This window comes from Sphaerimonospora sp. CA-214678 (assembly GCF_050942215.1).
Lineage (GTDB): Bacteria > Actinomycetota > Actinomycetes > Streptosporangiales > Streptosporangiaceae > Sphaerimonospora.
In genome coordinates, this window is the sequence record NZ_CP192056.1 from 448,323 (window position 1) to 461,013 (window position 12,691).

Below are 12,691 nucleotides of genomic sequence, written 5' to 3' on the forward strand. Positions count from 1 at the left end.
CCAGACTCTCCAGCTTGATCGTGAGAACGCGGCCGAACTGCTCCGTATCATCGTCCATGCCTTCCCGGATCTGAAGAATGAGTTGGGGGAGCTCTCCGTTAAGTGAGACATGGCTGACGAAGCGGAGGCATTGTCCGATGCCTGCATGCAGGTCGGGCTCGCCCCTGACGGAGCTCGGCTGCTTCGCGTCCACGCCAACGCGATCTACCACCTGCCGCGAGAGAACGCGGTCGCCCGCGTCCGCAACGCCTCAGCGCTGGATCGCATGCGCTTTGCCGTACAGACCGCCGCCTGGCTCGTGGATCAGGGTTTTCCAGCGCTGCGGCCGCTTGAAGTGGCCCAGCCCGTTGTCGTCGGCGCCTGCCTCGTAACCTTCTGGGAGTATTTGCCATCTCTCGATGGCCGCCGGGCTGACGTCACGCATCTCGCCGGCCTGCTACGCGCGCTGCACCAGCACCCGCTGCCGCCGTTCCCGTTGCCCCCAATCCGCCCAGTCGGGAACACGGCGGCCGACGCGAGCGCCTCCACCGTTCTGTCCGAAGGCGAGCGGAACTGGCTGATCGCGCGCTGTGCGGAACTGGAGGAGGGCTTCGCACAGCGCGCCACCACGCTGCCGCAAGGATTCGTGCACGGTGACGCGCACACCAACAATCTGCTGCCACACCCTGATCACGGGTGGGTGCTCATCGACTGGGACTCCGTCGGCATCGGCCCGCCCGAGTACGACTTCATGCCCATCTACCTGCGTCCCCGCCGCTTCGGTTATCCGGACTCCTTATGGCGGGAGTTTTGTAAAGCCTATGGAATCGACCCGGACGGCAGTTCCAACCTCAACCTGCTGGCCGAGATCCGTGAGGTCCGCAGCCTGGGTGCCTTCATCCGTGCTGCCGAGTACAACACCGCCGCCCGCGCTGAACTGGCCAATCGACTGTCTTCCCTCATGACGGGTGACCGCGCCCGCAGGTGGCACGCCCTTTGATCTCGTTCCCGTTGAGCTGGACGACCTGATCTATGACAGCTACGGCACTCACAGGAGGGCGGCGATCAGGGTGTGGCTGAAGAGCCATCCGCGCGTTCGCCGGATTTCCGTACGTGATCGGCGATGACCTTCGCGCAGTCCAGGGACTCGGTCCGCGTGGTGTCTACTCGCAGGTCATAAACCACACCTTCGTGAACCACCTTCGCCTGTGCCACGGCCATACCCTCGATCCGGTCTCCCCGAGATCTCTCCCGCTCGGCGGCGATCGCGCTGTCACACATGACGCCGACCCATAGGACGTCCAGCCCGTCGAGAACACGCTGCCACCGTTGCTGGGTCGCCGCGCCACCGAGGAAGACATCATCGATGATGACCCGAGCTCCAGCACGGGCCATCGCGGCGACCCCTTCCATCCACGCTGATTGCAGCGCCATGAACTCCGGCCCGACAGACACGCCACCATCAGGGGCGAACTCGATTCCTGAGTCCGATTCCCGCATGGAGTGGGGCATCGCCTCAAGGAGGGAGTCGACCCCGAAGGCAAGCCAGGGTTGCGGCAGCACGGCCTGCAGTTGCCGGACGATCTCGGACTTGCCCGCGCTGGATCCGCCGTTGAGCACGATTACCTGAATCATCACGGCGTACACGGTAGAGGTTCGACTCCAGGACGCGAAGCCATCCTCAACCTGCGCTGCCCGGCTCCAGTGAACGTTTCAGGCCGCGGTATGTCCAGGTCGTCGGAGCGAAGCAGCTTCTGATCGTGTCGAGGGTGTCCTCCGCCGGCGGCAGGTTGGAGGCGGCGACGAACTTTCGGCGCCGGTCCATCACCTTCTGGATGTAGGCCACGGTGTCGAACCAGTAGTCCAGCGGGATCGGGCACCCCTGAAGATCGAGGACCACCCCTCCGGCCCCGGTGAGGATGTAGTGGCCCTTGGCCACTCTTGGCCACTCCCTCACATCCGGTAATCGCGTCGCTTCCGCTGTGCGTCTCATGAACGGATCAAGCAGGTTCAGCAGGCTCACACAGAGGAGACCGCTCATGACCGGCAGTAGATCACGCACACGCACACGCTCCCTGGCCCTGGCCGCCGTCGCCGTGCTCGGCGCGAGTGTGCTGTCGACGGGCACCGCCCATGCGGAGCCGCTCACGCTGCTGCAGTGCCAGGGCACCGAGACCGTCACCTACGACCCGGGGGTGACCTTTCAGCAGCGGGACATCGAAATGACCATCACTGCCCAGTTCAGCTCGTGCATCGACGGCGCGGGCGAGGTGACGAGCGGCTCCTACGGCAATCAGGTCACCGTCTTCGTCGGCTGCAACGAGCTCCTCGGCGGGTTCGAGGGCAAGCGCACCGTCACCTGGAGTACGGGCGACACCAGCGTGATCGAGGAGTCCGGCAGCAGCACGGCCGTGGCCGGCCAGGTCGTCACGACGACCATCGGCAAGGTCGTCCAGGGCCGGTTCCAGGGCCGGAGCACGCTGCACGTCAGCACGCTTCCGCAACCCGGGCTGCTGCAGTGTCTCACCACTGGTTTCACGAGCGCGACCGGGGTGACGACGCTCACCATCACCTGACGCCGGGGCACCGCCTCCACGTCGTACGCACCGCCCACTCCATGAGGATCTCTCCCGGGCCGGCCTGGCGGTGATCGGCTTCGGGCTCGGGTAGGGTCCGCCCGGCTCCTGGGCGGAGCGGATGAGCGGGAAGACCGGCTATCGAGCGCGACGTGTCATGCCGGGATTCCGCCCTTCGACGAGGACCGCTGGGCCAGCCATTCTTCGAGGACTTCGAGGTCGCGCAGGATCCACGTCGACACCGAGACCACGGCGAGGTTCGCGACCATGTCGGTCACGGTCACGATCGGCACATCACTGAGGTAGGCGGCGTACATTTCCATCGCCGTTCCCATACTCGGCGTGTGACCGGGAAGGTAGGCGATGCACAGGTCGCACTTCGCCACCTCACGGGTCATGTCATGGAAGATCGTCCTGAGTTCGGTGAGCTGAGCGGGGAGTGAGGCCGTCTCAAGGGTGGGTGGAGTGTCGCTGAGCAGAGATCGGACCAGTGCCGCGACCGTCGGGTCCGCCAGCTTGTCGGCCACGTCGGCACTCGGGTCGAAGCACTCCGCTCCGGGAAAGAACCGGGCCACCATCGCGGGAATCGCGATGCGGTAACTCTGGTCCTCGATGTCCGTCCCGCGATTCGAGCCCTGAATCGTTCCCGCGATGAAGATCCGGTCAAGCCGCACTGCTAATTCTCCAAAGGGTATGGTTCGAGTTCTTGCTCTGGATCTGCGATGCGCTGATATATCACCGCGGCGGAGACCAGGTGGTCCGCGATGTCCGCCCGGGGCACACCGAGCGAGTCTTCGAGGTCGGCCCAGACGGCCGGTGATCCGGGGTCCGAGTTGCGCGACACGACCCCCTCGCCGGTACGCAGCCAGATGTCATCGGGGGTGAAGGTCCGCTGCGAGAAGCCACGCAGGGGAATGATCGCTTCGGCGGTGCGCGTCATCCCCGGCAGCACGGCCCGGATCGACACGCTCGTCTGCTCCGGATGAGTCATCAGCGCACGCAGGTCCTCGGTGAATTCCCGCAGATTGAAGACCTCGCCCGAGCGGAGCGAGAAGTGCCTGCTCACGACGTACTGGTCTTTCGCCGGACTGTACTTGGAGTAGTCGAGCCGGATCACATAGCCGTTGTGGTTCTTCTTGTATCTGGCGTGCAGCCGCCCGTCCCGCGGTGCTCCGGTGCGATCGCGGCGAAGGGGCGCGGCCGGCACGTTTATGGTGGCTTCCCCGGACTCGACTTCTTCTCTTGTGAATCGGATGGGTTCGCGGTGCAGGAGGTACGGATCCAGGACCACGATCTCCCCGTCATGGTGGAAGACCGCTCCCACATGTCGCATATCCTGGATGAACACCGGATCCGGAGCGCCGAGGGCCACGGCTCGCTCCGCCACGTCGGTCGTCTGAATGATGCATGCGGCGCCGAATCTGGGATCGGCCGGGCCATCGCCGAAATACCGATGATATTGGGTCGCGCTGTTGTAAGGGACGCGGAGCAGAGTCTGCTCCAGAGCGCGTGCATAAATATCCATTGTTGAACGCCTCAGTCGTGCCAGATGTCCGTGACCGTGGTCACGCCGATCTCTCCTCAAGTACCGTCCGGTCGGCCGTCTCGGCGAACACCTTCTCGCGGAGTTCCTTGCGGCGGACCTTCCAGGTCGACGTCAGCGGTAGCTCCTCCCAGGGGACGAGAACGGGCTTGCCCAGTTGAGGTAGCCCACGTGTGGCGCGTGACCAGTCCTCGGCGGCGAGCCTGTTGTCTTCCGTGCTGATGACAGGCAGCGGGGGGAGCTCTCCTCGCGTGAGAACGATGACCTCGAGCGCGTTGTCTATGCGCTGCAGAAGGACGCTCTCGATCTCGGTGGCGCTTCCTCCCGGCACCGCGTCGACCGCCCGGTCCAGAAAGTGGATCCTGCCCAGCGCGTCCTTGAAGCCGATGTCCCCGGTGTTCCACCACTCGCCCGACCGTTCGGCCCGATAGCGATCCGTCTCGCCGAGGTAGTCGACGCACAGGGACTTGGTCTTGACCAGCACGACACCGACCTCACCGGCGCGCAGGTGGCGGCCGGTGTCGGGATCGACCACCTTGGCCTGCATCAGCCCTGGCCACACCCAGCCCATGAGGTTCATGTTGTCGCGGGTGGAGCCGGCGAGCCGGTTGAGTTTCCTGCGGGAGTACGGGACCCCGGCGATCGGGCCGACCTCGCTCTGTCCCCAGCTGTGCGCCCAGAGCACGTTACGCCGCTTCGATGCCTGCATGAACGGACGCGCGATCGAAGGGTGCATGATGTCGAACGTGTTCATGTAGTACCGCACCTGCGCGAACAGGTGCGGCCGGCGCCGGATGAGGGGGAGCCAATGCTGGAACACGTTCGGCATCGCCTCGACCGTCGTCGGCCGCTGTGACTCGAAGACGCGCTCGACATCGGCGACCGCGTGACTGCTGGCGATCACGAGGCGGCGTGGCGCCCACCGAAACTGCGCGGCGGCCCAGGTGTAAGCGCGCGAATGAGCGAACGCTATCGAGCTGAGGCACACGTCGTCGCGGCGGCTGACCGCGAACGGCAGGGGAAGAAGCTCCAGCCTGGTCCCCGCTCGATTGGAGTCGGCCGTATGCACGACGAGCTTCGGCGTACGCGTCGTCCCGGATGTGTGGGTGATCATCATCGGCTCGCCGTCCGGCCGGATATCGGGTGCCGGTGTGGGTGCTCCGCGTAGCTCGTCCAGAGTCAGCCGTCCGGCGCGAGCTCCGTGATCATCGTCGAGGAGGATGGTTCGCCCGAACGCCCCGAGATCGATACCTTGACGCCGGGCTTCCCGCATCGCCTTCGATGAGATCATGGTCGCCATCGGGCGCAGCCTCTGCAGCATCTCGAAGAGGTGCGCAGGAGGGTTGGCCTCGGCGATCGTCGCCGCTACCGCACCTATCCGCGCCGCCGCGGCGGACAGGACGATCACGTCGAAGTGGTTCCGCTTGATGACCGCGACGCGATCTCCGCGGCGGACACCGGCCGCGTACCAGCAGGCCGACATCTCCCCGACCAGATGTGCGAGAGCGGCCGCATCGTAGATCAGACCGCCGTCCGGGTCGATGTCGAACGGCCGGTCGAGGTGAAGCTCGGTCGTCCGCGACTTGGCCGCATGCCAGTCAAAGAGCAGACCGATATTCCTGGGAGGAAGCACGGACACTGCCCTCCACCCTCCTGTCTGTGCCTGAACAGCGACTCGTCACACGAAGAATGCGAAGACCAGAACCAGGACCGACACGGCCAGGAAGCCGAGGCAGTTGACCCAGAACTCTTGCCGGAGAAAGCGTGCCCGGATATGCGCCACGGACGCACAGAGGAAGTACGCGATGACCCCGACGTTGGCGGCGAACGCGACCCCGGGTACCCATATCCCGACGATCAGACCGGCGGTCGCCAGCAGCTTGATCACAATAAGGATCCACCACCACTCGCGTGGGAAGTGGACGCCGTTGAGGCAGTCTCGAATGAACTTCGGCGGACGCACCGACATCGCCGCGTCCATGAACAGCAAGCCCGCCAGTATTAAAACCAACCAGGACGGGTCAGGGGTCTCGGTCAACTTACGCCTCCTTAGGTGCGGTTACGAAAGAGATGATCACGCGTAGTTTCCGGAGCGGTTCGGAAATGTCGGATCCGCTTTTTCCGGCCCACGCGAAAAGGGTTCCGAGATAGGATAGATAGATGGTCTGTGTGGCCAGGGAAGCGCTGGTCGAGTCCATGCCGTCCTCGGTCAGCACAGTCTCGATCTCCGTTCTGAGGGTGGTCCCCAGGTCTTTGAACACCACCGACGTGTGATTTCCGCTGACAAGTGCGGACGCGTACTCACGGGCCAGCTCCGATTGAGTCGCGAAGATCTCCAGAAAGGGCTTCAGAAGCTCGGTCAGCCGGTCGACGGTGCTCGTAGCCGTACCTTCGGGTGGTTCCTGTGATGGGGCTTGGGGCATCCGGTGTCGATGGATTTCCGCGATAGATCTGTCGAACATCGCGATCAACAGGGTGCGCTTGTCTCCCAGCATCATCACCGACCCGGTGCTCACGCCCGCGGCGGCGGCGATGTCACGGATGGTGGTGCCTTTGTAGCCTCGTTCACGGAAGAGTCGCTCGGCGGCGAGCGAAATCTTCGCCTGCGTGGCTCGGCGGAGTTCGTCACGTGACGGCATTAAGGCCACCCCGAAGCATGGTGAACGTGTTCATTGAACATGTTCATCACGCTAGTGGGGTGCTGGATCCGAGTCAAGCCGCGGTGGTCGCCTGCTTTTCTGCCCGCATATGGACGCCGTCGGCCGACTTTTCGGACGACCCGGTGCTTCCGATAATCCACCGGGGAGCGTTCTAATCGAGGGCGGAGGCCGGTAAGGATGCCCGGACAGATCGAATCCGTAAAACTCATGGGCGTATGGGAAACACGCGAGTCACCGCGCGACACCAACACGATCACTCCTTCAGGATGATCGCGTACAACGCGGCGGCAAGCCGGCGAATGGTCGGGTTGTCCCAGACGACGGTGGGGTCGACGTCGATGTCGAACGTGTCCTCGATATCGCCGCATATGGTCAGGGCGTAAACCGAGTTGAATCCCAGTTCGGTCAGGGGCGTGTCCACGGTGAAGGCGTCGGGGGCGACCTCTCCATATGCCGCGACCCGGTCCCTGAGCCACCTTTCCAGGGTGACGACTGTCAGCGCTTCTATGGTCATGGGTGCCTCTCGTTCGAACTGTGGGAGGGACGGGTCGTCACGAGCTCTTCGACGCCGAGGCTGAGACCTGCGTCGGTCGCGGAAGCTATGTGGGCCGCTGCGGCGTCGGCCAGGTGTTGAGGCCAGCGCACCCGTGACGGAGCCGATCGGGGAACGGGCACGCCGGAGTCGGACATGGCCGGCCTGAGCGACTCGGAGATTCTGAGCAGCGCCGTCTCGACGGCCGAGGGAGATCGGCTGAACGGGCTGGTCTCCCGCACCCGGCCCTCGTGCCAACTGCCGAGGAGCGCGCCGACGGCCATGACGCCGGTCAGACGTCGTGCCAGGTCGAACGCCTCCGTTGAGGCATCCGACCGGAGCGAAGCGGGGCTGAGTGCGGCCGCGGCGTCCTGCAGTGCCGTGAGCTCGTCGACCCACCGGTCGACCAGATGGGCGACGGAGGGATGCGCCGAACGCAGGGCCGACGTGATCGCCTCGTCGCGGAGCGGCGCGGTGACCGAATCGAAGCGGCCTGCCCCGAGGCCCAGTTCGGCGAACGGAAGCTCACCCAGATCGGCCGAAGCGTCGAACAGCGCGGCCTCATAGGGCGCCGATTTCCTGGAACGGCGTGCCCAGGTCGGCAGATACGGAATCAGGCTGAGCAGGCATGACGTCGAACCGGCGTGGCCGATCGGCAGGATCTCGAGATCCCGAAACCATTTTTCGAAGATGCCGTACGGGGACGTCACCGTGTAGAAGCTGGAGCCGAAGAGAACACTGAGGTCGTACATCGCGTCGTTCAACAGCTTCGGTACGAGGTACTTCGCGGCGGCGCTCAGCAGATAGGACTCGTCCGGACGGACATGTAAGGCCCGCACCGCCGTTCTCGCGAACGCGTCCGCGACGAGCAGCGCCGCCCAGGCCCGGGTCAGGAGCAGCCGAGCGTGCGGGAGGTCCCATACCGTGTCTCCGTACAGAGCGCGGTCGCGCATGTACGGCACCGCCAACCTCGTCGCGGCGTCGAGGGTTCCCACGGCGAGCGCGGAGACGACCGGCCGCGTGATCTGAAAAGCGCGCAGAGCCGTGGCGGCGCCGTCGCCGACGTCGCCGATCAGCGCGTCCTCCGGAACGACGAGCCGGTCGAACTCGATCACTCCGAGCCGGCAGCCTCGTACGCCTGCCGTCAGAACGCGGCGGCCGGTGTCCGCGCCGCCGGCCAGAGAGGCGTCCTTGTTCCACAGCAGCAGACTGAAGGATCGGGGACCCGGCTCATCCGACGTGCGCGCGAATATCAGCGCCGACTCGGCGCGTTCGACGTTGTTGATGACCTCCTTGGCGCCGTCGACCCGCCAGCCGCGGACCGGCCCGTCTTCCACGAATGTCGCGGTGCAATCGTTTTGCAGCAGGTCGTTGCCGTGCGCCAGTTCGTGGAAGCACACCGCGACCCGCTCACCCCTCAGCAGCCGGGCCGCGAGGTCGCGCCGGGCCCGCTCATCGCCGCGAAGCCACACGTTGACCGCGGCCATGAACGTGGTGATGCCGTGTCCCAGACCAAGGGCGAGGTCGCGCCGGAATATCGGCAGCAGGCGTCGCACGAGGTCCTCGGTGGATCTCCACCGCCCACCGAGATGCACGGGCACGAGCTCGGCCCCGAAGCCCCACTGGTTCAGGAGCGTCTCGGCGGGCTCCACCAGTCGCCGCTGCGCGTCCGCTGCCAAGATGGACTCGTACGTGAACTCGCCGTCCGGCGAGAGGGGATCTCCGAACAGTTCCTCCAGCCCCGCGGGCGGTTCGGCCGTTGTCCGGCTCATGCGGCGTACCAACCTTCGAATAGTGTGGTGGGCTCGCCACGCCGGTTGCTCTCGAGTGCCTGCCCGGCCAGGGCCCGGCATGCGGAGGTCGTGTCCGGGAGGGGACGCCCGAGTCGCTCGCATACCCTTCCCAGCGCGGCGACGGCCCAGGTGTCGTCCCGCGCGAGGGACGAGGAGGCGGTGTTTCCGGTACGGACGAGCAGGCAGCACGCGCCCGCGAACGTCTCGGCCACGAGTTGGGCCAGCTCGAAGTGCGCGGCCCCGGGCTTCGCCGTGGCACCGGCTCCGGATACCTCTCCCGACACCTCGGCGGCGACGTCCCGGAACACCTCGATCGCGCGGGCCAGTTCCGGCGATGCGCTCCGCAGCGCGGCCGATGCGAGCGACGGGATCGCACGGAGCAGCGTCGATCCCGCCTTCGTGTGCAACCGGAGGCGCCCGAAGTCCAGCCCGGGAGGCTCGACGCCGGGATCGAGCGCCTCGAGCGGTGAAAGATCGCCGATCTCTCGCCGCGCCCCCCTCGCGATCGCGCCGAACTCATTGATGATCGCGTTCAGATTGACGACGGAGTTCCCGTCGAAGATGCCCACCACGCGGTTGTCGCGCGCCGCCTTCTGGAAAACCCCGGCGTTCGCCGGCCCGATGAGCTGTGATCGGGCGCCGAGAAACCGGGTCGCGTCGCGGAAGACCGTGTCGACCGTCGCGGGCACGACGTACTTGACGAGGGCGCTGACGAGCCCCATCTCCTCGGGGTACGCGGTCACATGCCGTGCGCCCACCATGGCGGTGGCCTCGGCGATGAGCGCGTCGGCGACGACCGCACCGGCGTCCGCTGTCGCTCCGGGCAGATCCACGAGCCCGCGTCCGTACAGTCGCCGGTCGGACAGGAACGTGAGCACGGTCGCGACCGCGGTGTCGGCGCCGCCCATCGACAGCGCCGTGCAGACCGGTCTGGTGATCTGAAGGGCTTTCAACACCAGTTCGAGGCCCTGCCCCGGCTCGCCGATGAACCTGCCGGCCGGGAGCGGCACCCCGTCCCAGTCGATTCCACTGATGTCGGCGCCCTTGATGCCGTGCGTGCGAACCTTCGGCCGGTAGCTCACCCGCCGGAGATCGATCTCCTCCTTGTCCGCGAGAACGAGGGAGAGCGAACGCGGGCTCAGCTCTGTCCGGGTACGGACGAGGACGCACATGGCGCGCCCGCGTGTGGCGTTGTTCACGGGCCATTTCCCGCCGTGCAACCGCGTCGGGCCGTCCGTCGTGCAGTGCGTCCGCGTACGGAGCAGATCGGATCCGCGCCCGGATTCCGTCAGCCCCCACGACACGGCGGCCCCGGAGTCGACGATGGACGCCATGCGGAGGGCGATGTCCCCTCCCGCCAACCAGGCGCAGAGCGCACCGAGGAAGGTCTTGCCGTGTGCCACGGCGGCGGTGAGGTCGCGCCTCGCCACATGCCTGGTCAGCAGCATCGGCGTAAGCAGATCGTGCATCTCGCCGCCGAACAGGGCCGGGACATAGGCGCGTTGCATGCCCCATTCGTTGAGCGTGTCGACGGTCTCCGCTGGAAAGACCGCCGATTCGTCGGCCGACACCACGTCCTTGCTGCGGATACGTGCCCGCGGATCTTCGGGGTTCCCGAGATGTTCGTCGATGGCGGCCGCGCGGAGGAACGTTTTGCTCACGACTCGCCGGCTTCCAGGCGCAGGCCGGTGGAGAAGACGACAGGAAGCTCACCGGCCGTGAGCAGGTCGCGCGTCGCCTTGCGTCTCACCTTGCCGCTGGACGTGCGCGGAATACTCCCTCGTCGCACGACGACCAGACCGAGCGGTTCGAGGGAGAACTTCTCGGCGAGCCTGCGGCGAACGTCTTCTGCGACCGCCACCGCTTCCGCCGTTCGCGGCCCGGCCTCGACGACGACCACCACCACGTCATCGGCCCATTCGAAGGCGGCGCTCACGGGGTCGATGTGGGAAGCGATCTCGTTGGATACGGCATTTTCCAGGTCGCTCGGGTAGACGTTGCGTCCGCGGACATTGATGACGTCGCTCATCCGGCCGGTGATGACCACCTCTCCAGCCGACAAGAAGCCGAGGTCGCCTGTTCGCAGGTATTCACGCCGGTCCTCGGCGAGTTCGGCCCTGAACTTCTTGGCGGTCTCCTCGGGCTGCTCCCAGTACCCCCGCGCCACGCTCGGACCCCGCACCCAGATCTCGCCCACGCGGTCACCCGGCGAGGGCGTGCCGGTATTCGGATCGATGATCACGACATCGTGTCCCGGGGCAGGCGGCCCGCACGGCACGACGTCGAGCGATCTGCCCTCGCCCGCGGGTCGCACCATCCCCTGTTCGAGCGCATCGGCGTCCACCGCCAACGGGGCGACCGGAAGCCGCGACCGCTTGGCGCTGATGAACACCGTCGCCTCCGCCATTCCGTAGGCGGGCACGAAGGCGCCCGGGTCGAAGCCCGCCGAGGCGAAGCGGGCGGCGAAATCGTTCAGGGTCCGTGCTCGTACCGGTTCGGCGCCCGTGATGACCGTTCTCAGGGAAGACAGGTCGAGCGTCGCCAGTTGCGCGTCCGTCACCAGCCGGGCGCACAGGTTGTAGGCGAAATCAGGAGCGACGGTCGACGTGGCCCTGTAGCGCGTTATCAGTTGCAGCCACAGAACCGGCCGCCGGAGGAACTGGGCCGGAGTCGTGGCGACCAGGTCGAAGCCGCCGAAGATCGGCTGCATATAGAGGCTGAAGCCCATGTCGTGGTAATGGGGCAGCCAGCCGAGCAGCATCGAATCGGAGTGGTAGTCCATCACGGTGTAAATGCATTGATGGTTGACCACCAGATTCTCGTGGGTGATCGCCACGCCCTTCGGCGCCCGGGTCGAACCGGAGGTGTATTGGATCAGCGCGATGTCGTCGGCGCGGGTCCCCGGATGCCGCCAATCGTCCGCCAGTGAACTCCCGCCCGAGTCGGAGAGGATCACCGTGGAGATGTCCGGCCCGAGATCGCCCAGGCCGTCCGCCAGGTCGCCGGTACTGAGAACATGTCTGGCGCCGGAATCGGCGGCGATCGAAAGAATGCGTTGGCGTACGGTGTCGATGCTGTGCGACACCGTAATGGGGGCGGGTATCAGAACGACTCCGGCGTACATCGCCGCGTACACCGCGCGAAGGAAGTCCAGGCCGGGGCGGAAGGCCAATACGATCCGATCCCCGGGCTCGAGCCCCGCCAGCCGTAGCAGCACCGCTTCATGCCGCCCCTGCCGGTCGAGGTCGGCGTACGAGAGGAATGTGGAGTCCTTAGGCGACTGGTGAAAGCGCGCGCCGGCCCCGCCCGCCTGTCGCGCACTGCGATTCATCACGTCGAGCATCGTTGACGACGCCATCGCGCTCACACCGTGTTGATCGCACCGGAAACGCCCGTGGTCCACCACTGTCCGCACGTGAGCGCCTTACCGGCCGGAATGGAAAGAGGGTGTCGTCCCCGCATGACGGCGCTTGCCGCCCGCCTATCGCGCCGACGTCGTGGCAGCGCCTGCGCTTCCTCCACCGGCAATCGGTGAACGCGTTCAGTGAACATATTCAGCACAGTAGTGTTGCCGATCAATACCCGTCAATACCGGATTAATCATGCTA

At 66.0% G+C, this 12,691-nt stretch carries 13 protein-coding genes; 2 read left to right on the forward strand and 11 right to left on the reverse strand.

Annotation, left to right across the window (positions count from 1 at the left end; all coding sequences use genetic code 11):
* The first annotated feature begins 109 nt into the window (after window positions 1-109).
* Window positions 110-979 (forward strand): phosphotransferase, encoded by an 870-nt coding sequence (locus tag ACQP1K_RS02010; RefSeq protein WP_433499156.1) that lies wholly within the window; start codon window positions 110-112, stop codon window positions 977-979.
* A gap of 65 nt (window positions 980-1,044) precedes the next feature.
* Here ACQP1K_RS02010 and cpt read toward each other — a convergent pair whose 3' ends face one another.
* Both cpt and ACQP1K_RS02020 read right to left on the reverse strand, forming a co-directional pair.
* On the reverse strand, window positions 1,045-1,614 hold the full coding sequence (cpt, locus tag ACQP1K_RS02015; RefSeq protein WP_433501462.1) for a chloramphenicol phosphotransferase CPT: 570 nt from the start codon (window positions 1,612-1,614) through the stop codon (window positions 1,045-1,047).
* Between the two features lie 46 nt (window positions 1,615-1,660).
* Window positions 1,661-1,918: a hypothetical protein gene (locus ACQP1K_RS02020; RefSeq protein WP_433499157.1), complete on the reverse strand. Its 258-nt coding sequence runs from the start codon at window positions 1,916-1,918 to the stop codon at window positions 1,661-1,663.
* Between the two features lie 100 nt (window positions 1,919-2,018).
* Here ACQP1K_RS02020 and ACQP1K_RS02025 point away from each other — a divergent pair, with 100 nt between their 5' ends.
* Window positions 2,019-2,555 (forward strand): hypothetical protein, encoded by a 537-nt coding sequence (locus tag ACQP1K_RS02025; RefSeq protein WP_433499158.1) that lies wholly within the window; start codon window positions 2,019-2,021, stop codon window positions 2,553-2,555.
* Window positions 2,556-2,710: 155 nt separating this feature from the next.
* Here the strand turns inward: ACQP1K_RS02025 and ACQP1K_RS02030 are convergent, their stop codons facing one another.
* The 9 genes from ACQP1K_RS02030 to ACQP1K_RS02070 all read right to left on the reverse strand — a co-directional run bounded on the left by ACQP1K_RS02030 (window position 2,711) and on the right by ACQP1K_RS02070 (window position 12,441).
* Window positions 2,711-3,229 carry a hypothetical protein gene (locus ACQP1K_RS02030; protein ID WP_433499159.1) on the reverse strand — a complete coding sequence of 173 codons (519 nt, stop codon included), beginning with the start codon at window positions 3,227-3,229 and terminating at the stop codon, window positions 2,711-2,713.
* 2 nt (window positions 3,230-3,231) lie between these two features.
* Window positions 3,232-3,942 carry a hypothetical protein gene (locus ACQP1K_RS02035; protein ID WP_433499160.1) on the reverse strand — a complete coding sequence of 237 codons (711 nt, stop codon included), beginning with the start codon at window positions 3,940-3,942 and terminating at the stop codon, window positions 3,232-3,234.
* Between the two features lie 178 nt (window positions 3,943-4,120).
* Window positions 4,121-5,737, reverse strand: coding sequence for an AMP-binding protein (locus tag ACQP1K_RS02040; protein WP_433499161.1), 1,617 nt, complete (start codon window positions 5,735-5,737; stop codon window positions 4,121-4,123).
* Between the two features lie 39 nt (window positions 5,738-5,776).
* Complete coding sequence (locus ACQP1K_RS02045; RefSeq protein WP_433499162.1) at window positions 5,777-6,136, reverse strand: DoxX family protein; 360 nt, start codon at window positions 6,134-6,136, stop codon at window positions 5,777-5,779.
* A gap of 1 nt (window position 6,137) precedes the next feature.
* Window positions 6,138-6,737: a TetR/AcrR family transcriptional regulator gene (locus ACQP1K_RS02050; protein ID WP_433499163.1), complete on the reverse strand. Its 600-nt coding sequence runs from the start codon at window positions 6,735-6,737 to the stop codon at window positions 6,138-6,140.
* Window positions 6,738-7,011: 274 nt separating this feature from the next.
* Window positions 7,012-7,272 carry an acyl carrier protein gene (locus ACQP1K_RS02055; protein WP_433499164.1) on the reverse strand — a complete coding sequence of 87 codons (261 nt, stop codon included), beginning with the start codon at window positions 7,270-7,272 and terminating at the stop codon, window positions 7,012-7,014.
* Window positions 7,269-9,062, reverse strand: a complete 1,794-nt coding sequence (locus tag ACQP1K_RS02060; RefSeq protein ID WP_433499165.1) for an acyl-CoA dehydrogenase — start codon at window positions 9,060-9,062, stop codon at window positions 7,269-7,271. Before ACQP1K_RS02060 ends, ACQP1K_RS02055 begins: the two co-directional genes overlap by 4 nt.
* Complete coding sequence (locus tag ACQP1K_RS02065; RefSeq protein ID WP_433499166.1) at window positions 9,059-10,744, reverse strand: acyl-CoA dehydrogenase family protein; 1,686 nt, start codon at window positions 10,742-10,744, stop codon at window positions 9,059-9,061. Before ACQP1K_RS02065 ends, ACQP1K_RS02060 begins: the two co-directional genes overlap by 4 nt.
* A complete protein-coding gene (locus tag ACQP1K_RS02070; RefSeq protein ID WP_433499167.1) occupies window positions 10,741-12,441 on the reverse strand; it encodes a fatty acyl-AMP ligase in 1,701 nt (566 codons plus the stop codon). Before ACQP1K_RS02070 ends, ACQP1K_RS02065 begins: the two co-directional genes overlap by 4 nt.
* Window positions 12,442-12,691: the final 250 nt, after the last annotated feature.